The 19,684-nt window shown below is 50.1% G+C and carries 19 protein-coding genes; 16 read left to right on the top strand and 3 right to left on the bottom strand.

Features of this window, described 5'->3' with window-relative positions; translation table 11 throughout:
* The first annotated feature begins 36 nt into the window (after positions 1–36).
* Positions 37–717, top strand: a complete 681-nt coding sequence (locus ACTQ3K_RS11530) for a hydrolase (RefSeq protein ID WP_441568003.1) — start codon at positions 37–39, stop codon at positions 715–717.
* Between the two features lie 6 nt (positions 718–723).
* On the opposite strand, the gene ACTQ3K_RS11525 is transcribed toward ACTQ3K_RS11530, so the two are convergent.
* Positions 724–1,203 carry a signal peptidase II gene (locus ACTQ3K_RS11525; RefSeq protein WP_441568004.1) on the bottom strand — a complete coding sequence of 160 codons (480 nt, stop codon included), beginning with the start codon at positions 1,201–1,203 and terminating at the stop codon, positions 724–726.
* Positions 1,204–1,260: 57 nt separating this feature from the next.
* A complete protein-coding gene (gene galU, locus ACTQ3K_RS11520; protein WP_441568005.1) occupies positions 1,261–2,157 on the bottom strand; it encodes a UTP--glucose-1-phosphate uridylyltransferase GalU in 897 nt (298 codons plus the stop codon).
* 231 nt (positions 2,158–2,388) lie between these two features.
* Between galU and rfbA the strand changes: the two genes are divergently transcribed.
* The 15 genes from rfbA (at position 2,389) to ACTQ3K_RS11445 (ending at position 19,320) form a co-directional block, all read left to right on the top strand.
* Entirely contained in the window at positions 2,389–3,279 is an 891-nt protein-coding gene (gene rfbA, locus ACTQ3K_RS11515) for a glucose-1-phosphate thymidylyltransferase RfbA (protein WP_441568006.1), read from the top strand.
* Between the two features lie 46 nt (positions 3,280–3,325).
* Entirely contained in the window at positions 3,326–4,354 is a 1,029-nt protein-coding gene (rfbB, locus tag ACTQ3K_RS11510; protein ID WP_441568007.1) for a dTDP-glucose 4,6-dehydratase, read from the top strand.
* Positions 4,355–4,374: 20 nt separating this feature from the next.
* Complete coding sequence (gene rfbD / locus ACTQ3K_RS11505; protein WP_441568008.1) at positions 4,375–5,241, top strand: dTDP-4-dehydrorhamnose reductase; 867 nt, start codon at positions 4,375–4,377, stop codon at positions 5,239–5,241.
* A gap of 108 nt (positions 5,242–5,349) precedes the next feature.
* The gene (glmM, locus tag ACTQ3K_RS11500) at positions 5,350–6,702 is read left to right on the top strand and encodes a phosphoglucosamine mutase (protein ID WP_441568009.1); all 1,353 of its coding nucleotides are present in this window, start codon (positions 5,350–5,352) and stop codon (positions 6,700–6,702) included.
* Positions 6,689–7,213 (top strand): VanZ family protein, encoded by a 525-nt coding sequence (locus ACTQ3K_RS11495; RefSeq protein ID WP_441568010.1) that lies wholly within the window; start codon positions 6,689–6,691, stop codon positions 7,211–7,213. The genes glmM and ACTQ3K_RS11495 overlap by 14 nt, the downstream gene beginning before the upstream one ends.
* Before the next feature lie 10 nt (positions 7,214–7,223).
* A complete protein-coding gene (gene hisC, locus ACTQ3K_RS11490; RefSeq protein ID WP_441568011.1) occupies positions 7,224–8,285 on the top strand; it encodes a histidinol-phosphate transaminase in 1,062 nt (353 codons plus the stop codon).
* Positions 8,286–8,408: 123 nt separating this feature from the next.
* On the top strand, positions 8,409–9,749 hold the full coding sequence (gene glnA / locus ACTQ3K_RS11485) for a type I glutamate--ammonia ligase (RefSeq protein ID WP_441568012.1): 1,341 nt from the start codon (positions 8,409–8,411) through the stop codon (positions 9,747–9,749).
* Between the two features lie 36 nt (positions 9,750–9,785).
* Positions 9,786–10,334: an ANTAR domain-containing response regulator gene (locus ACTQ3K_RS11480; RefSeq protein WP_441568013.1), complete on the top strand. Its 549-nt coding sequence runs from the start codon at positions 9,786–9,788 to the stop codon at positions 10,332–10,334.
* 59 nt (positions 10,335–10,393) lie between these two features.
* Positions 10,394–11,293, top strand: a complete 900-nt coding sequence (gene dapF, locus ACTQ3K_RS11475; RefSeq protein WP_441568014.1) for a diaminopimelate epimerase — start codon at positions 10,394–10,396, stop codon at positions 11,291–11,293.
* A 49-nt stretch (positions 11,294–11,342) separates the two neighbouring features.
* Positions 11,343–12,557, top strand: a complete 1,215-nt coding sequence (locus ACTQ3K_RS11470; RefSeq protein ID WP_441568015.1) for an LL-diaminopimelate aminotransferase — start codon at positions 11,343–11,345, stop codon at positions 12,555–12,557.
* A gap of 452 nt (positions 12,558–13,009) precedes the next feature.
* On the top strand, positions 13,010–13,840 hold the full coding sequence (locus ACTQ3K_RS11465; protein ID WP_441568016.1) for a MurR/RpiR family transcriptional regulator: 831 nt from the start codon (positions 13,010–13,012) through the stop codon (positions 13,838–13,840).
* Positions 13,841–13,917: 77 nt separating this feature from the next.
* Positions 13,918–15,234, top strand: coding sequence for an ADP-dependent glucokinase/phosphofructokinase (locus ACTQ3K_RS11460; protein ID WP_441568017.1), 1,317 nt, complete (start codon positions 13,918–13,920; stop codon positions 15,232–15,234).
* A 29-nt stretch (positions 15,235–15,263) separates the two neighbouring features.
* Entirely contained in the window at positions 15,264–16,769 is a 1,506-nt protein-coding gene (gene xylB / locus ACTQ3K_RS11455) for a xylulokinase (RefSeq protein ID WP_441568018.1), read from the top strand.
* Positions 16,770–16,817: 48 nt separating this feature from the next.
* Entirely contained in the window at positions 16,818–18,326 is a 1,509-nt protein-coding gene (locus ACTQ3K_RS11450; protein WP_441568019.1) for a sugar ABC transporter ATP-binding protein, read from the top strand.
* A gap of 13 nt (positions 18,327–18,339) precedes the next feature.
* Positions 18,340–19,320, top strand: coding sequence for an ABC transporter permease (locus ACTQ3K_RS11445; RefSeq protein ID WP_441568020.1), 981 nt, complete (start codon positions 18,340–18,342; stop codon positions 19,318–19,320).
* A 75-nt stretch (positions 19,321–19,395) separates the two neighbouring features.
* On the opposite strand, the gene ACTQ3K_RS11440 is transcribed toward ACTQ3K_RS11445, so the two are convergent.
* Positions 19,396–19,684 (bottom strand): hypothetical protein (locus ACTQ3K_RS11440; RefSeq protein ID WP_441568021.1); only part of this gene is annotated, 289 nt, incomplete at its 5' end.

Genomic DNA, 19,684 nt, shown 5'->3' with positions numbered 1-19,684 from the left:
AATCTGGCTGAAGTGCAGACGATAAGGAGAATGTTTATGGGAAATGAAAAGTTCGTACCGGTAATTGAGGGTCATTTAAGAAAACATATGGTGCTGCTGCCGGAGGTGATCGAAGAAGCCAGTGGAATCCGTATCTTCGGAAAGCTGATCAAGTCGCTGGTGTTTACCACGGATATTGCGATTATCCGAAACTGCAATGCCAACGCGGTTATGGCAGTTTATCCGTTTACACCTCAGCCGATCATCACCCATGCGCTGATCACGGCGTCAGATCTTCCGGTCCTGTGTGGAGTCGGCGGCGGAACCACAACGGGAAAACGGGTGACAAATCTGGCAGAGGATGCTGAGTTCCAGGGGGCACATGGCGTGGTAGTCAATGCGCCGACGCCGAATGAAACGCTGGAATATATGAGAAAGAAGGTCGAGGTACCGATCGTCATTACTGTAGTTTCCGAGAAGACTGATATTGGAAAGCGTCTGGAGAGCGGTGCATCGATCCTGAATGTATCCGGAGCTGACAAGACTCCGGAGATTGTAGCCAGAATCCGCCGGGAGTTTCCGGAGGTTCCGATCATTGCCACCGGAGGAAACAACGAGGACAGCATCCTGCGTACCATTGATGCCGGAGCCAATGCCATCACGTATACGCCGCCCACCAACGGAGAGATTTTTAAAGAAATGATGAATAAGTACAGGCAGGAGAAATACATTATCTAGAAGAAGCTAATCCTGCAACAGTCCGTACAGTACGGACAGAGCAGCTCCCATAAAGAGAAAGAAATCCGCGATATTGAAAATGATATGGCGGATTTTTTTTATGCGGCAGTTTGGAAAACGGATATAATCTACCACATAACCGCGGTTCAGCCGGTCATAAAGATTGGAGGCTGCACCGCCCAGCAGGAACGAAGCGCCCAGCTTTCCCATAAGTCTGGTGAATATGCCGCCCTTTTTTCCGCCCCTGGTGAAAAACAGCCAGGCGGCCCAGATGGTCAGCGGGATCATGACCAGAACGGAGATGAGCTGCACCAGCCAGGGCTTATCGTCGTTCTTGTTTAATGAGAAGCCGTAATTATGATGCTTTTCCAGGCAGATCCCATGCTTTAACGAGGCCGGAAACTCCGAGCCCGGCTTTTTTTCAATCCTGTTTTTAAAGGCTTCATCGATACAGAAGATCAGCGCCGCAAGAAATAGATAAATCATAAATTGCCCTTTCTGATAAAAAGGGCAGCTGTCCCAGACAGCCGCCGGGAAATGAAATTACAGGGTTTCGGCCAGCTCCTTAATATAGGCTGTGACCGGCTCGCGCAGGTCTTCGCGTTTCAGTGCAAAATCCAGGGTTGCCTGGATAAAACCGAATTTATCGCCCACATCATAGCGGTGTCCCTCGAAGTCATAGGCGTAGACAGCCTGCGTATACATGAGACGCTTGATGGCATCTGTCAGCTGGATCTCGCCTCCGGCTCCGGTGCCCTGGGTCTCCAGATAATCGAAGATTTCCGGCTTCAGCACATAGCGGCCAAGAACAGCCAGATTGCTGGGAGCATCCTTCAAATCCGGCTTTTCTACCATATCGTAAAGCTTCCGCAGTCTTGGATCATCGGTGAGCTGATGGACGGAGGGGGCAACGATTCCATATTTATGAACCTGGCTTTCAGCCACCTGCTGAACGCCGACAATGGATGCTCCGATCTTATTATAAGCGTTGATGAGCTGCCTCAAAGCCGGTTCGCCCCCTTCATTGATGACCACATCATCACCCAGAAGAACGGCGAAGGGATCGTTTCCGATAAAGGATTTGGCGCAGAGAATGGCATGTCCCAGTCCCTTTGGCTCCTTCTGGCGTACATAGTAGATGTTAGCCAGGTTGGCAATCCGGTCGATCATCTCGGCTTCGGCCTGCTTGTTGGATTCCAGAAGCCTTGCTTCCAGTTCGTAGTTTTTATCAAAATGGTTTTCCATGCAGTGCTTGTTGGAGTTTGTGATGATCAGGATCTCCTCAATGCCGCTCTGGACAGCCTCTTCCACAATATACTGAACGGTGGGGATATCAACAATGGGCAGCATTTCCTTCGGGATTGCTTTTGTGGCGGGAAGAAACCGCGTACCGAGACCGGCGGCAGGGATTACCGCTTTTTTCACGGGCTTTTTCTGCATATCAGAACCTCCTTTATATCAGAACTGTTTCTGCATCCATCATAGCAGTGAGGGAGGAAAAAGTAAAGGCAAAGTAAGAGGGAAGGCCAGGCTCCGGCGAAAAAGATTCGGGTTCATAACCAGGCTTTGGCGAAAAAGATTCGGGCATTGCAAATCATCCGGCGTTGTGCTATATTATTTAATAAGTATGTAAACTTCTACAGATAAAAGAACGGATAGCAGGAGGTTGTTATGAAAGGAATTATTCTTGCAGGAGGAAGCGGAACCCGACTTTATCCTCTGACCAAGGTAACATCGAAGCAGTTACTTCCGATTTATGATAAACCGATGATCTATTATCCCCTCTCGGTGCTGATGAACGCCGGGATCCGGGAGATTCTGATCATCTCCACGCCGGATGATACTCCCCGGTTTGAAGCGCTTCTGGGAGACGGACATCAGTTCGGAATCGAGCTTTCCTATGCGGTTCAGCCCAGCCCCGACGGACTGGCACAGGCGTTCATTATCGGAGAGGATTTTATCGGAGATGATTCCGTTGCCATGGTGCTCGGCGATAATATCTTCCACGGTCACGGACTGGCAAAGCGCTTAAAGAAGGCTGCGGCCAAGGAAACCGGAGCAACAGTATTCGGCTACTATGTAGATGATCCGGAGCGGTTTGGTATCGTGGAATTTGATGAGGAGGGAAAGGCAATCTCCCTGGAGGAAAAGCCGGCCCATCCCAAGTCAAACTACTGTGTGACCGGACTGTATTTCTATGATAACCGTGTGGTAGAGTATGCAAAGAACTTAAAGCCCTCTGCCCGCGGCGAGCTGGAGATCACTGATCTGAATAAGATCTATCTGGAGAATGGAGAACTGGAAGTAACGCTTCTTGGACAGGGCTTTACCTGGCTGGATACAGGAACGCATGAGTCTCTGGTTGATGCGACCAATTTCGTAAAAACTGTAGAGACCCATCAGCACCGGAAGATCGCCTGCCTGGAGGAGATTGCATATCTTCATGGCTGGATCAGCAGGGAAGAGCTGACGGAAGCGTATGAGCTTCTGAAGAAGAACCAGTACGGAGCATATCTGAAGGATGTTCTGGACGGTAAATATATTGATAAGAAGTTTGATTAACCCAGATGAAAATCTGATGGAATAATAAAGTGAGGAAAATAAGAATATGAAAATTCTGGTAACTGGAGGCGCCGGTTTTATCGGTGGAAACTTTGTTCATTACATGGTAAACAAGTATCCGGAGGATATGATCGTCAACCTGGATCTTTTAACGTATGCGGGAAATCTGGAGACCTTAAAGCCGGTGGAAAACAAGCCCAACTACAAGTTTGTCCACGGTGATATCGCAGATCGTCCGTTTATTATGGATCTGTTCGAGAAAGAGCAGTTCGATGTGGTTGTAAACTTTGCAGCGGAGAGCCATGTAGACCGTTCTATCACAAATCCCGGGATCTTTGTACAGACCAACGTGCTGGGGACTCAGACCCTGCTGGATGCATCCAGACAGTTTGGTGTAAAGCGTTATCATCAGGTATCTACCGATGAGGTATACGGAGATCTTCCTCTGGACCGCCCGGATCTGTTCTTTACGGAGACAACTCCGATCCATACATCCAGCCCTTACTCTGCAAGTAAGGCCAGTGCGGATCTGTTTGTTCTTGCATATTACAGAACCTTCGGTCTGCCGGTTACGGTATCCCGCTGCTCCAACAACTACGGACCGTATCATTTCCCGGAGAAGCTGATCCCTCTGATGATCAGCCGTGCCCTGGCAGATGAAAGCCTGCCGGTATACGGAAAGGGCGAGAATGTCCGTGACTGGCTCCATGTTTCCGACCACTGCTCCGCGATCGATCTGATCATCCGGAAGGGTACGGTGGGCGAGATCTACAATATCGGCGGCCACAACGAGAGAACCAACCTGGAGGTTGTAAAGACGATCTTAAAGGCACTGGACAAGCCGGAAAGCCTGATCCAGTATGTAACTGACCGTCCCGGCCATGACCGCCGCTATGCCATCGACCCGACGAAGATCGAGACAGAGCTTGGATGGAAGCCGCAGTATAACTTTGATACCGGAATCGCTATGACAATCCAGTGGTATCTGGACAATCAGGATTGGTGGAAGCATATTTTGAGCGGTGAGTACAGCAATTACTTTGAAAAAATGTACGGAAACCGTCTCCATGACTAAATAAGACAGAGGAATTGTTTATGAAGGTATTGGTAACAGGCGCCAAGGGTCAGCTGGGCCATGATATCATGGATGAACTGGCAAAGAGAAATATCGAAGGCATCGGCGTTGATGTGGAAGAGATGGACATCACCGATGCGGAAACAGTCCGCCGGGTGATCACAGAGTCCAAAGCGGATGCGGTGATCCACTGTGCAGCGTTTACAAACGTGGACGGAGCGGAAGAAAAAAAGGAACTCTGCATGAAGATCAACGGCGGAGGAACCGAGAATATCGCGAAAGTCTGCGGCGAGCTTGGAATCAAGATGATGTATATCAGCACGGACTATGTGTTTGACGGTCAGGGAACAAGACCCTGGGAGCCGGATGATGAGCGTCACCCTCTGAACGCCTACGGGGAAGCAAAGTATGCAGGTGAGCTGGCAATTGAGAAGTATGTGGAGAAGTTCTTTACAGTCCGTATCGCCTGGGTATTTGGCGTTAACGGAAAGAACTTTATCAAGACCATGCTTCGGATCGGTGAGCAGAACGGTGCAGTCAGCGTCGTTGATGATCAGGTTGGATCTCCGACCTACACCTATGATCTGTCCAGACTGCTGGTGGATATGATTCAGACTGACAAGTATGGCCGGTATCATGCGACCAATGAGGGCCTTTGCAGCTGGTATGAGTTCGCCTGCGAGATTTTTAAGCAGGCGGGTATGGATGTAAAGGTAACGCCGGTTGACAGCGAGACTTATGCCGGAATGTTTCCTGCTGCCGCAAAGCGGCCGAAGAACAGCCGGATGTCCAAGGACAAGCTGGAAGCCAACGGTTTTGTGCGTCTGCCTGCATGGCAGGATGCTCTTTCCCGTTATTTGGTGATTCTGGGAAAAAAAGCGGAGTAATATCAGCTTTCTGGGAAACCATTTTGTGACGCGGAGAATACAATTATGTAATGTAAGGAGAAGGACCGCCGCAGATCCATGCGCTGCGGTCCTTTTATGGAGAAAATCATGGGAAAATATTTTGGAACAGACGGTTTCCGCGGAGAAGCCAACAAGGTGCTGACGGTTGAGCATGCTTACCGGGTGGGACGGTTCCTGGGTTGGTATTATGGAGAGCAGGGACAGAAACAGGCGCGGATCGTCATTGGAAAGGATACGAGACGCAGCGGTTATATGTTTGAGAATGCCCTTACCGCAGGCTTGACGGCGTCCGGTGCGGATGTGTACCTGCTGCATGTGACAACGACCCCCAGTGTGTCTTATGTGGCACGGACGGAGGGCTTTGACTGCGGAATCATGATTTCTGCCAGCCATAATCCGTTTTATGATAACGGAATCAAGGTCTTAAACGGAAAAGGTGAGAAGCTGGATGATTCAGTGACGGAGAAGATCGAGGCCTATCTGGATGGTGAGAGTGGAGAGATCCCTTTTGCAGTCGGTGAAAAGATCGGAAAAGTGTTTGATCATACACAGGGAAGAAACCGCTATGTGGCTTATCTGATCTCTTTGGCAAAACGCTCCTTCAGGCATATGCGGGTGGGACTGGACTGCTCCAACGGCAGTGCCTTTTCCATTGCAAAGAATGTGTTTGATACCCTGGGGGCAGAGACCTATGTGATCAACCATGAGCCCGATGGAACCAACATCAATACGAACTGCGGCTCCACTCATATTGAGGTGCTTCAGAAATATGTGAAAGAAAACAGGCTGGATGTGGGCTTTGCCTATGATGGAGATGCGGACCGCTGTATCGCAGTGGATGAAAACGGAAACGTGGTAAACGGTGATCTGATCCTCTATGTCTGTGGCCGGTATCTGAATGAACAGGGCGAGCTTGACAATCATACCGTGGTGACAACGATCATGTCCAACATCGGGCTGTACAAGGCGTTTGATGAGGCTGGAATTGTCTATGAAAAAACCGGTGTCGGCGATCGGTTCGTCTATGAAAATATGTCGGCAAATGGTCATTGCCTCGGTGGAGAGCAGTCCGGCCATATTATTTTCAGCAAATATGCGTCTACCGGCGACGGAATCCTGACCTCCTTAAAGCTGATGGAGGTCATGCTGGAAAAGAAGGAATCCCTCGGAAAGCTGACAGCTCCGGTGGATATCTATCCCCAGCTGTTGAAAAATATCCGGGTAAAGAGCAAACCGGAAGCAAGAGCCGATCAGGATGTGCAGGCAGCTGTGGAGCGTGTATCAAAAGCCCTTGGGGCCGACGGACGGATCCTGGTACGGGAGAGCGGTACTGAGCCGGTGATCCGTGTCATGGTGGAAGCGAGAACCGATGAACTCTGCGAGCAGTATGTAAATGAGGTACTTGCTGTGATCCGGGAAAAAGGACATGAAGTCAGATAAACAAACGGAAAAATATCGGATGTTAAGCTGGGTATTTCTGGTATTATCCCTGCTGTTTATGGGCATGATCTTCTGGTTTTCCAGCCGCGATGCCGGGCAGTCGGGAGCCATGAGCCTGCCGCTGGCACAGCTTTTTCATCTTCCGGAGTGGCTGGTGCGGAAAGGTGCGCACATGACGGAGTATGCAGTCCTGGGAGTACTTTACAGCGGTACCTGTGCCTGCCGCTTTGGCGTGCCATACAGGAATTGCATCCAGAAAGAGGCGGCTGACATGAACCGAGCCGGAGAGAAGTCCGATAAAAAAGCGGAAGTCTGGACAGACCGGAAGATTCTGCTGGCAGCCTGGAGCATGGCAGTCTGCTATGCGGCTACGGATGAGCTTCATCAGTGGTTTGTGCCGGGGCGTTCCTGTGAGGTTTTGGACGTCTGCGTGGATGGAGCCGGAGCGCTGATCGGGTGTCTGGCGGCAGCAGGAATCTGGAAGCTGATTCGGAAACATGAGAATGAATAGGAGAACACAGATGAAAGCCTGGGAAGAAAACATCAGACGGGTTGAGCCTTATGTACCCGGCGAGCAGCCGAAAAAGGCAAAAATGATCAAACTGAATACCAATGAAAACCCTTATGCACCGGCTCCCGGTGTCACGGCGGCGGCCCATGGGTTTGACACGGACTGCCTGCGGCTCTATCCGGACCCGACCGCGGCAACGCTGGTGGAGGCACTGGCGGAGCGCTATGGACTTTCGCCTGATCAGGTTTTTGTGGGCGTTGGCTCAGATGATGTGCTGGCCATGGCATTTTTGACCTTTTTCAATTCGAAAAAGCCGATCCTGTTTCCGGACATCAGTTATTCGTTTTACAGTGTATGGGCGGATCTGTATCGGATTCCGTATGAGCGCCCGGCGCTGGACGAAAGCTTTCGAATCCGGAAGGAGGATTATTATAAGGAAAATGGCGGTGTGATCTTTCCGAATCCCAATGCACCGACCTCTCTTTTCCTGGGACTGGATGAGGTGGAGGATATTATCGCCCACAACCAGGATGTAATTGTGATCGTAGACGAGGCCTATATTGATTTCGGAGGTCAGTCGGCGCTTCCGCTGCTGGAGAAGTATGAAAATCTTCTGGTGGTTCAGACCTTTTCCAAATCCCGTTCCATGGCAGGCATGCGGATCGGTTATGCTATGGGAAGCAGAACGCTGATCAAGGCGCTGAACGATGTGAAATATTCGTTTAATTCCTATACCATGAGCCAGACGGCACTGCGCCTTGGTGTGGAAGCAGTAAAGGACGAGGCTTATTTCCAGGAGACTATCAGAAGGATCAAGGCCACCAGGGAACGGACGAAGGAGCGGCTCACTGCTCTGGGCTTTACCTATCCGGAGCCAAGCGCCAACTTTATTTTTGCTACAAAACAGGGGATGGACGCCGGGAGACTATTTGAGGCTCTGAAGGAACAGAATATCTATGTCCGGTACTTCCATGCGCCCAGAATCGACCAGTATCTGCGTATCACCATCGGAACGGATGAGCAGATGGATGAATTTTTTGAATTTCTGGAAAAATATGTGCAATTATTTTAAATGTTGACAAATCAGAAACGCCCTGCTATTCTAAAAAAAGAACGAGGGCGTTTCTTTTTATGGGGAGGCGTCCCTTTTGCGTTTTTGGCAAAAAACTCGGTCTAAAAGAAGGAGTAAACGCATATGAGTGAAAACAGATATACCAAGGAAGACATTATCCGTCATGCACAGGAGGAGGACGTGGAATTTGTCCGGCTCCAGTTTCCGGATATTTTTGGTGTGTTAAAGAACATGGCCATTACCGTCAGCCAGTTAGAACGGGCCCTGAACAATGAGTGCAGCTTTGACGGCGTTTCAGTCAGCCGTTACGGAGAGCTGGCTCGGACGGATCTGTACCTGCGGCCGGATCTGGATACGTTTGAGATTTTTCCCTGGAGACCTCAGCAGGGGAAGGTAGCCCGTCTGATCTGCGATGTCTACAACGCGGACGGGACGCCTTATGCAGCTGATACGAGAAGGATCCTGAAGCAGGTTATGGAAAAAGCAAGGAACCTGGGGTATGTGTTCAAGGTTGAGCCGGAGTGTGAGTTCTTTTTGTTCCATATTGATGACGGCGGAATGCCGACGACTGTGACGCATGAGCATGCGGGCTATTTCGATGTGGGGCCGGTGGATTTCGCAGAGAATGTGCGGAGGGATATTATCCTGAATCTGGAGGAGATGGGCTTTGAAGTAAAATCTTCCTTTCATGAGAAAGCACCCGGTCAGCATGAGGTGGATTTCAAGTACAGTGATGCCCTGACAACGGCCGATAATCTTCTGACCTTTAAGATGACGGTGAAATCTATCGCCAAGCGTCACGGACTTCATGCCACATTTATGCCGAAACCGAAATCAGATGTGGACGGGTCCGGGATGCATATCAACATGTCTCTCTGGGATCAGAATGGAAGAAACGTTTTTTATGATGAGACAAAGCAGTATAAGATCAGCAAGGAGGCAAGGTATTTTATTGCCGGGATCTTAAAGCATATTGGTGCGATCACAGCGCTGACCAATCCGCTTGTCAATTCCTATAAGCGTCTGGTTCCCGGTTTTGAAGCACCGGTTTATGCGACCTGGTCGGCGGAGACACCCCTGGCGCTTCTCCGGATCCCTTCTGTTCAGGACACTCATGCGAAGATCGAGCTTCGTTCCCCGGACCCTACGGCGAATCCCTATCTGGCCTTTGCTGCCTGCCTGGCAGCCGGCCTTCAGGGAATGGAAGAAAGGATGGAGCTTGGCCCAAGCGTAGATGTGAATGTATCCGCATGGACGGACGAACGCAGACGGACGCTGGAGGTTGAGCGGCTTCCGAGAAATATGTGTGAGGCGATAAATGCTCTGGAAGCAGATCCTTTTATCTGCGAGATGATGGGGAAGGAGGTCACGGCTCAGTACATCAGGGAGAAGCGGAAGGAGTGGAATACGTACCGCAAGCAGGTGACGGAATGGGAGATTCAGAAATATCTCAATCGGTATTGATACCAATGACCCATTGTACAGCTTGGAGGTGACAGCGTGGCAAACATCATTGTGGTTTTTCCGAAACAGGAGGATGCGAAGGCAATTCGGAATCTTCTGGTGCGGAATGGTTTCCAGGTCATAGCTGTCTGTACCACCGGCGCCCAGGCATTAACCAGTATGGAGGAGCTGAACGACGGCATTGTGGTCTGCGGTTATCGGTACGCGGATATGCGTTATGCAGAGCTTAACGGGTATCTCCCGGAGGGCTTTCAGATGCTTCTGGTAGCTTCCCAGCAGTACTGGGGAGAATGTACGGCAGATAATCTGGTCTGTGTCAGCATGCCGTTAAAGCTTCATGATCTGATCGACACCCTGAGCATGCTTGAGGAAGCGCAGAACCGGCGGCGCCGAAAACTGCGGAACCAGGTAAAAAAACGGGGAAGCGAAGATCAGGCCATAATCGAGGAGGCCAAGAGGATCCTCATGGAACGAAACAATATGACTGAGGCAGAAGCTCACCGTTATATCCAGAAGACCAGCATGGACAGTGCGACCAACATGGTAGAAACAGCGCAGATGGTTATTCATATCATGAAGCAGTAGCCTGGAACAGGGATCGTGATAGGAAATCCGGAGGGTAACGGACAGAAAGGTGGTATGGATTGCAGTTTACAAAAATGCAGGCACTGGGAAATGACTATGTATATGTAAACTGTTTTGAGGAAACCATACGGGAGCCGGAACGGCTTGCAAGAGCAGTGAGCGACCGGCATTACGGCATCGGCAGTGACGGACTGATTCTGATCGGACCGTCAGACTGTGCAGACTGCCGTATGGAAATCTACAATGGGGACGGATCCAGAGGTGCCATGTGCGGCAACGGGATCCGGTGCGTGGCAAAATATGTGTATGAAACGGGGATAAAAAGAAAAACCTGTCTGTCGGTGGAAACAGACAGCGGGATCCGGACAGTATACTGCCTGGTAAAGGGAGAAAAGGTGGAGAATGTCCGGGTACAGATGGGGATCCCGTCGGTGGGAAGGGAGGAAGAGCTGGAACTGCCGGGTGGGACTGTGCGGTTTGTGACGGTACAGATCGGAAATCCCCATGCAGTATTGTTTATGGAAGAAAATCTGCACCATCATCATATAGAAGAAACAGCTTTTACAAAACAGAAGCTGGCGGGTGCATTGCCGGGAAGCACAGAGACAGACCGCTATATCCGGGAGACAGGATACCGGCTGGAGCATCATGGACGGTTTCCGGGAGGAACCAACGTGGAGTTTGTCTGGCTTACAGAGAATGGCGGCCTGAATATGCGGGTCTGGGAACGGGGCTCCGGAGAAACCCTTGCCTGCGGGACCGGCGCCTGCGCAGCGGCAGCAGCGGTCATGACACTGGGAAGAAGCCGGCGTCAGGTAACGGTACGGCTGCCCGGCGGCACGCTGGAGGTCTGGTGGCCGAAACGGAACGCTTCCATGTATCTGACGGGGACAGCAAAAACCGTTTTTTCGGGAGAATTTCAGCCGGAGGACTTGACTTTTTATAAGGAACCCGGCTAAGATAAAAACAGTGTGCGGATGGACTGCACAGCAAACGGAGGAGAGAGACATGTTTAAGGTAAATGAGAATTATTTGAAACTGCCGGGAAGCTATCTGTTTTCCACAGTAGCAAGAAAACAGAGAGAGTACTGTGCGGCCCACCCCGATAAAGAAGTGATCCGCCTCAGCATCGGTGATGTGACTCAGCCTCTGGCACCAGTGATCATTGACGCGCTTCATAAGGCAGTTGATGAAATGGGCGCAGCTGAAACATTCCATGGCTATGCACCGGATCTTGGCTATGAGTTTCTGAGAAATGCCATTGCCGAGGGCGATTATAAGGCAAGAGGCTGTGATATTGCAGCAGATGAGATCTTTGTCAGTGACGGAGCAAAGGGGGATTCCAGCAATATTCAGGAAATCTTCAGCGCCGACAGCAAGATCGCAGTCTGCGATCCGGTTTACCCGGTTTATGTGGACAGCAACGTAATGGCCGGCCGGACCGGAACGTATGATCCGGCAACGGGAATCTGGAGCAATGTGATCTATATGCCCTGTACCGCAGAAAATGGTTTTTCACCGGAGCTCCCCGGAGAAACACCGGATGTGATCTATCTGTGTTTCCCCAATAACCCCACCGGTGCGACCATCACGAAGGATCAGCTTCAGGTATGGGTGGATTATGCCAATAAGGTGGGGGCTGTGATCATCTATGATGCAGCCTACGAAGCATATATTTCCGAGGAGAATGTACCTCATACCATCTATGAATGCGAAGGAGCAAGAACCTGTGCCATTGAGCTTAAGAGCTTTTCCAAGAATGCCGGCTTTACCGGAGTCCGTCTGGGCTACACCGTAATCCCGAAGGAGCTGAAGAGCGGAGAAACTCAGCTTCATGCGCTCTGGGCGAGACGTCACGGGACAAAGTACAACGGTGCACCCTACATCGTACAGCGTGCAGGTGAGGCTGTTTACTCTGAGGAAGGCAGGAAGCAGCTGAAGGAACAGGTTGCTTATTACATGAACAATGCAAGGGTGATTTATGAAGGGCTGAAGAGCGCAGGCTACAGCGTTTCCGGTGGTGTAAATGCGCCTTATATCTGGTTAAAGACTCCCGGAGCCATGACTTCGTGGGAATTTTTTGACTATCTGCTGGAAAATGCAAATGTGGTTGGAACTCCTGGCTCCGGCTTCGGTCCCAGCGGTGAAGGCTACTTCCGGCTGACGGCATTCGGTACTTACGAAAACACGGTACGGGCTATCGACCGGATCAAAGCTCTGTAAACTGCAACGATTCAGAGTCGAATCGAGCGGGATGTGAATCGTTGTGTCAATATTAAACAAAAAACAGGCTGTATCAGGCTCTTTTGACGAGTTTGATATAGCCTTTTTTGTTAGTTCTGTGAAAAGTGACAGAAAATCTCCTGGAATTATCTGATATTAGTGGAGAAAACTGCCAAAGAAAGGGGGGATTGGCAGAGTTGTGAAACAGGAAAGCTCCATGAAATTCCATTTCACGACGGTAGTGAAAACACCTAAAAAAATCAGCAATATTTGGTAATAAAGTACGAAAGCCCAGAAAAAAGCATAAAAATATTAAAATAAATTTCACGGGCAAGGGATTTTGCTTTCATATCTCATTGACAAAGCTGTGCAATTATCCTATAATCGTTATTAGAAATTTAATGAAATTGTTCAATAGGGCGAAAGGAGACGCCGTCTGGCTGGGGGAGCTTATGGGTCAGGAACTTGTCATTGATACAATTAAAGACAATTATCAGCAGATGTTTTCTGCTGAAAAAAAAGTGGCAGATTATATCCTGGCACATCCGGAAAAAACCGTGTCGGCCAATGTGTCGGAGCTGGCTGAGCTTTCGGGAGTCAGCGATGCGACGGTGATTCGTATGTGCAAGCATCTTGGCTACCAGGGGTTCTACCAGATGAAGATAAATCTGGCGAGAGATCTGGGGCAGCATCAGCTTGTGGGCTATCGCGGCGAGGATAATCCTGATACAGCGAAGGCGATCCTTCAGGGAATTGCGAGAAATCTTCTTTCAACGGCAGATAAGCTGGATATGAATGTGGTTCTGACCTGTGCAAAGCTGCTGCGGGAGAGCGATATGGTTCATGCAGTGGCAGTCGGAAACACGAGTCCTGTTGCTATTGACCTGGGTTTCCGTCTCGGAAGACTGGGAATCCGGACCAGCAGTGCCTTTGTGCCGGAATATTTTCTGAGTAATATCAGCCTCGGAACGAAGCGGGATGTGATCGTGGCGATCTCCCATTCCGGAAGCTCCAGACAGGTGATCCAGGCACTGGAGCTGGGAAAGGACAAGGGTATGAAGTGCATTGCGATTACAGGCGTATCCAGGAGCCCGGTTTCTCAGATCGCAGATTATACCCTGAGCATTCCGATAGCGGATCCGCTTTACAGTGAATTCGGAGCGATCTCTCATGTCTATGCCATGGCAGTGATCGATGCACTGCTTTATTTTGTGGCAAATGCAGAGCGGGGAAATACCGATTCCGACCGTCTGGAGATGCTGCTTGCAGAATATAAATTATAGCTGCTCTGAACCGACGAAACGCAGGCCGCTTCGGAGACAGCTCGGAACCATATAAAATATAAGGAAAAGGTGAAAAAATGGCATATCAGGATAAGTATGAAACCTATCTCAACGAGATTCCGGCGGATATTGCATACTGCAGAGAGACCGGACGTCGTCATGTATTTGGCTACACCAGTAATTATGATGTGGTGCTGAAGTGGGATGTAAATGTTTATAATGAGATCCTGAAGGAGTTTTTAAAGGAGGAACCGAAGGCACAGCCCGGTGACACCATTGACAATATGGAGGATTTCGCCCGGATCAGCAGCTACTGCCTGATGAAGGGGATTGGTGCCAATTTTGATATCACTAGTGTAGAGGTATGCGAGTATCTCAAGAGCCATTTCGCATCGGAGCCGGCTCTTGGCGGAACCTGTGCACAGGGCGCTGCGGCTCTTGCCGCATTGGGATTTCCCATGGTGGTGCAGCTTACAGACAAATGCAAAGAAGTCTGTGAGATGATGAATGTGGCTGACATGCAGGTAGTAAAGGGCGATAAGCTGGTTCCCATTATGGAAGGTGCTTCGCAGGAGGCTCCGGTTTATCACATGATCCTGCAGTTTACAAAGGATGATAAGATTGTGATCGGCGGAGAGGAATATCCGATTCCGGTTTCCAATCGTCTGATCCTGTTTTACGATAAGATCCATAAGATCACACCGATCGATCAGTGCTTCTTTGATTACTGGAACACTCATACTGACAAGATTGCCTCCTATCTGGCATCTGGCTTTGATGCTGTGATCGATACAAAGATCATGGAGGAGCGTCTGGATCAGCTGTGTGCACATTTTGAAACCATGCGGAGGGCAAACCCGGATTTTATTTTCTATCTGGAGGGCGCTTACTACATGAATCCCGAGGTCAAGGAAATGCTCTTCAAACGTCTGGCTCCTTATGCCAATATCATCGGAACCAATGAAGAGGAGCTGGTGGCCCAGAATGAGAAATACGGCGTAATGACCGATGTTTCCAGTCTGGATTCCGTGATCGAGGGTCTGGATTCCATGATGGAGCGTTACGGAATAAAGGGCGTGGTTCTCCATACGAAGGATTACTCCATGTACTACGGAGAGGAATTAAAGAATACCGATATCGAAAAGGGCCTGACTATGGGAAATCTGATGTCCGGCACAAGAGCGCGGATCGGAAAATATGGAACTCAGGAGGAATGCCGGGAAAGTCTGTCGCTGTCCTTAAGTCCTACCGGGCTTGCATTCCATGACAGACTGGAGCAGCTGCCTTTAAAGAAGCAGGCTGTTTTAGTACCGTCCAGATATCTGGAGCATCCCAAGTATACGATTGGACTCGGAGATACCTTCGTATCGGGTGTTCATACCTGTTTTAAATAAGAAAGAAAAAAGGAAGCGAGGAGACAGTCATGGCTTATCTGATGGGAATTGATCTTGGAACCTCAAGCCTGAAGACCATCATCATTGATGAAAACGGAACGGTGATGGCACAGAGCGCCAGAGCATATCAGTTTGCTTCTCCCCATGGCGGTTATGCAGAGCATGATCCCGGAGAATGGTGGCAGGCATGCTGTGAGACCGTCAGGGATACCCTGGCGGCGCTTGGAAAACCGGCATCCGAAGTAAAGGGTGTCAGCTTTTCGGGACAGATGCACGGAGCCGTGCTTTTGGACAAGGATTACCGGGTGATCCGTCCGGCCATTCTGCACTGTGATGCACGTTCGGCGGCCCAGGTGGAACAGATCAAGGACGCCCTTGGCATGGACAAGGTGCGGGAGCTGATCATGAACCCTGTTTATACCGGGTTTCTTCTTCCGTCGCTTATGTGGGTAAGAGACAATGAGCCGGAAAATTATGCGAGAGTAAAATATGCGTTCCTGCCGAAGGATTATCTGAAATTCCGGATGACAGGCGAGGTATCCTCCGATTATTCGGACGCCTCGGCAACGCTTGCCTATGATATCAGGAATAACTGCTGGTCGAAAGAGATCCTGGAAGCGGTAAAGGTTTCCATGGACTTTTTCCCGAAGTGCTACGGAACTGCGGAAGCAGCCGGAACGGTCTGTGAAGCGGCATCCAGAGAAACCGGACTTGCCACGACAACTGTGGTTTCAGCCGGCGGCGGTGACCAGGTGATGCAGGGAATCGGAAACGGGATCACCGAGGTCGGAGGAGCATCCTCCAACATCGGGACGAGCGGCCAGGTTTCCTTCCAGAGTGATGTGCCGATCTTGAATCCGGCATTATCCACCAACACGTTCTGCGGTTATAAGAAGGGGAGATGGATCACCATGGGTGCCATCATGAACGCGGGACTTTCCTTTAAGTGGTTTAACAGCCTTTTTGAAAAGACTGATTATAACCTGATAAATGAACAAGTTGCAAAAGTGAAACCGGGAAGCGGCGGTGTTGTTTTCCTTCCATACCTCAATGGAGAACGGACACCTCATGTCAATCCCAATCTGAGCGGAATGTTCCTTGGGGTAAACCTGAATACGGGACGTGCCGAGATGTCAAGAGCTGTGATGGAGGGCGTTGCCTTTGCGCTGAACCAGTGCATTGAAGTCTGTGGAAACCTGGGACTTCGGGCGAAAAGCATGGTAGCCTCCGGCGGAGGCGCCAGAAGTGCTCCCTGGCTGCAGATTCAGGCTGACATTTTCGGAATACCGCTTAAGGTGGCGGACACAGAGGAGCAGGCAGGGCTTGGATCTGCCATTGCAGCCGGTGTCGGCGCCGGTATCTACCGGAATATCGAGGAGGGCTGTCAGGCCGTTGTGAAATACAAGGATCTGATCGTTGAACCCGATGAAGCACGCCACAGGGCTTATGAAGAGTATTATCAGCTTTATAAGGATACTTACGAGGCCAGCAAGGACGTTTTGCAGCGAGTAACATTGATGGGGCGCAGACAGTAATGTCCGCCTGAAAAGAAAGCATAGAGGTGAGAAAAGTTGGGAGAAAACATGAAAAACAAAGACGAGTACATCTTTGAATGTGAAGGCATTTACAAAGCATTCGGTGGTACTCAGGCGTTGGCAGATGTCCAGCTCCATGTCAAGAAAGGCGAAGTTCTTGCACTGCTGGGCGAAAATGGCGCCGGTAAGTCAACTCTGATGAAAGCGGTAATCGGTCTTCATCAGCCCGACGCCGGAACAATGACCTTTGAAGGAAAGCCTTATTCCGCAAAGGGACCGGTCGATGCGATGAAAGCAGGTATCTCCATGATCCATCAGGAGTTAAACCCGGAGCCGCATCTGACCATTGCAGAGAGTATCTTCTTAAACCGTGAGGATACCAATGGCATTATCCTGAACAAGAAAAAGACAAACGAAAAGGCACAGAAGATCCTGGATCAGTTTGAATTCCCCTATCCGGCAACGACCGTTATGGGAAAGCTTTCTCTGGCACAGATGCAGATGGTGGAGATCATCAAGGCAGTTTCCTGTAATGCCAGAATGATTATCATGGATGAGCCGACCTCTTCCCTGGACAGCGAAGAAACAGAGCATCTGTTCCGCACCATCCGTGATCTGAAGTCCAAGGGTGTTGCGATCATCTATATTTCCCATCGTATGGACGAGATCTTCGAGATCTGTGACAGCGTAGCGGTATTTCGAGATGGTACATACGTAGGCGCACGTTCCATGGACGGCGTAACAAGAGATGAGCTGATCTCCATGATGGTAGGCCGTAAGGTAAACAATGTATTCCCCAAGGTAGACTGTGAGATCGGTGATGTGGTATTCAAGGCTGAGGGTCTGACCGGTAAGGGCTTTGAGGACATCAGCTTTGAGGTACATGCAGGAGAAATCCTTGGTCTGACCGGTCTGGTTGGTTCCGGACGAAGCGAGACCATGAGAGCAATTTTCGGCCTGGACAAGCTGGAGCGCGGAAAAATGTGGCTCAATGGCGAGGAAATTACGATCAAAAATCCGAGAGACGCCATCAAGAAGGGCGTATGTATGGTAAATGAGGACAGAAAGAACTACGGTCTCTGTCTGTTCCGTTCCATCCGTGAGAATATTTCCCTTCCGAACCTGCCTGAAAAGCAGAAAGGAATTCTGTTAAACCAGAAGAGAGAAAAGAAAGAATGTGAGGAGATGGCGAAGCTCCTGACGGTTAAATGCGGAAGCATTGAACATGACGCATATTCTCTTTCCGGCGGTAACCAGCAGAAGGTTGTTATTGCAAAATGGGCAATGGCAAATCCCAAGGTCCTGATCCTTGATGAGCCTACCCGAGGCGTAGATGTCGGCGCAAAGTCTGAGATCCATACGCTGATGTGCCAGTTTGCAGCCAAGGGCATGGCAATCATCATGATCTCCTCCGAGCTTCCCGAGGTTATGGGCATGAGCGACAGACTTCTCGTATATCATGAGGGCAAGTTAAATGGCGAGATCAGCCGCGAGGAAATCACTAGCGGAGCAGCAACTCAGGAAGTTATCCTTTCAAAAGAATTTGGTGGAAAGTAGGAGGAAATAAAAAATGGCTCAGAAAAAAGAAGGAAAGATTTTAGGATTGGAGCGCGAGACATGGCGTTCATTCATGGGTAAGTATGGTGTCAGTGTGATCATGGTAATCATGATCATCGCCATTGAAATCTACAACCCGAGATTCTTAAGCGGATCCAACCTGATCAACGTAATCACACAGATCTCCATCAACGGTATGATGGCATTCGGTATGTGCTTATGTATTACCATCGGCGGTATCGACCTGACAGTAGGCGCTCAGCTTGCACTGGTAGGCGTTATCATGGGTCAGACCATTACAAACCATGGCTGGCCGATCGCAGCAGGTATTCTGGTTGGTGTTGCAGTCGCTACCCTGTTCGGTTTCATCAACGGTTTCTTTATTGCAAAGTTTAACATGTTCCCCTTCGTAGTAACTCTGTCCATGCAGCTGGTTATCCGTGGTGCTGCACAGGTTATCTCCGGCGGTAAGGCAATCACCTTCGGTCAGGGCGTAAAGAACCTGTACTATGGCAAGTTCCTTGGAATCGGTTATCCGATCTGGGCACTGCTGGTTGTATTTGTTCTGATGTATATCATGTTCCACTGGACCAAGCTTGGCCGTTACATCCTGGCTGTCGGCGGAAACGCAAATGCAGCTGTTGCATCTGGTGTAAACGAAGTAAGGATCCGTATCATCGTACACACCCTTTCCGGCTTCCTGGCTGGTATCGCAGCTGTTATCATGGCAGCTAAGACCGGTTCCGGTCAGTCCAACCTCGGTGTAGGTTACGAGACTGATGCTGTAGCAGCCTCCGTTATCGGTGGTACTTCCTTCGCAGGTGGTATTGCAACCATGCCCGGTGTACTGATCGGTATCTTCATCATCGGTTTCATCTACAACGGTATCAATATGATCGGTATCAATGCAAACTGGCAGTCCATCATCCGTGGTCTGATCATCATCGGCACCGTAATGCTCGATATGATCATCAACGGAAGAACACGTAAATAAGTAAGCTGTAAGCTATAAAAATGATAAGCCCGCTTCCTGGTAGACTGATTCGCCTGGAAGCGGGCTTTATCATTTTTACAGGGTGCCACTGTCCAGCCACGATCTGTCACCGTCAGGCCATAGACCGTCTGCCGGGCAGCCGTCGCCGTCCAGTGACAGCCAGTCACGGTCCGGCTTATGTCTATGGCTAAATGGGCGTTCTGTCCATCGTGTAGGGAAAGGCAGGCCGGTATTGCCTGCCAGAGAGATGTCAGTCACCGTCAGGCCATAGACCGTCTGCCGGGCAGCCGTCGCCGTCCGGTAACAGTCTGCCGCCGTCCAGTGACAGCCTGTCACGGTCCGGCTTATGTCTATGGCTAAATGG

It is taken from the genome of Candidatus Paralachnospira sp. LCP21S3_A2 (assembly GCF_052118925.1).
Classification (GTDB): Bacteria; Bacillota; Clostridia; order Lachnospirales; family Lachnospiraceae; genus Lientehia.
The sequence above is the reverse complement of the archived record's forward strand: the minus strand, read 5'-3'. Positions and strand labels throughout refer to the sequence as shown.

What these genes read in the sequence shown, in the direction of transcription:
- ACTQ3K_RS11530 (WP_441568003.1), top strand. Translation starts at nt 37, where the DNA reads ATGGGAAATGAAAAGTTCGTACCGGTAATTGAGGGTCATTTAAGAAAA.
- ACTQ3K_RS11525 (WP_441568004.1), bottom strand. Translation starts at nt 1,203, where the DNA reads ATGATTTATCTATTTCTTGCGGCGCTGATCTTCTGTATCGATGAAGCC.
- galU (WP_441568005.1), bottom strand. Translation starts at nt 2,157, where the DNA reads ATGCAGAAAAAGCCCGTGAAAAAAGCGGTAATCCCTGCCGCCGGTCTC.
- rfbA (WP_441568006.1), top strand. Translation starts at nt 2,389, where the DNA reads ATGAAAGGAATTATTCTTGCAGGAGGAAGCGGAACCCGACTTTATCCT.
- rfbB (WP_441568007.1), top strand. Translation starts at nt 3,326, where the DNA reads ATGAAAATTCTGGTAACTGGAGGCGCCGGTTTTATCGGTGGAAACTTT.
- rfbD (WP_441568008.1), top strand. Translation starts at nt 4,375, where the DNA reads ATGAAGGTATTGGTAACAGGCGCCAAGGGTCAGCTGGGCCATGATATC.
- glmM (WP_441568009.1), top strand. Translation starts at nt 5,350, where the DNA reads ATGGGAAAATATTTTGGAACAGACGGTTTCCGCGGAGAAGCCAACAAG.
- ACTQ3K_RS11495 (WP_441568010.1), top strand. Translation starts at nt 6,689, where the DNA reads ATGAAGTCAGATAAACAAACGGAAAAATATCGGATGTTAAGCTGGGTA.
- hisC (WP_441568011.1), top strand. Translation starts at nt 7,224, where the DNA reads ATGAAAGCCTGGGAAGAAAACATCAGACGGGTTGAGCCTTATGTACCC.
- glnA (WP_441568012.1), top strand. Translation starts at nt 8,409, where the DNA reads ATGAGTGAAAACAGATATACCAAGGAAGACATTATCCGTCATGCACAG.
- ACTQ3K_RS11470 (WP_441568015.1), top strand. Translation starts at nt 11,343, where the DNA reads ATGTTTAAGGTAAATGAGAATTATTTGAAACTGCCGGGAAGCTATCTG.
- ACTQ3K_RS11465 (WP_441568016.1), top strand. Translation starts at nt 13,010, where the DNA reads ATGGGTCAGGAACTTGTCATTGATACAATTAAAGACAATTATCAGCAG.
- ACTQ3K_RS11460 (WP_441568017.1), top strand. Translation starts at nt 13,918, where the DNA reads ATGGCATATCAGGATAAGTATGAAACCTATCTCAACGAGATTCCGGCG.
- xylB (WP_441568018.1), top strand. Translation starts at nt 15,264, where the DNA reads ATGGCTTATCTGATGGGAATTGATCTTGGAACCTCAAGCCTGAAGACC.
- ACTQ3K_RS11450 (WP_441568019.1), top strand. Translation starts at nt 16,818, where the DNA reads ATGAAAAACAAAGACGAGTACATCTTTGAATGTGAAGGCATTTACAAA.
- ACTQ3K_RS11445 (WP_441568020.1), top strand. Translation starts at nt 18,340, where the DNA reads ATGGCTCAGAAAAAAGAAGGAAAGATTTTAGGATTGGAGCGCGAGACA.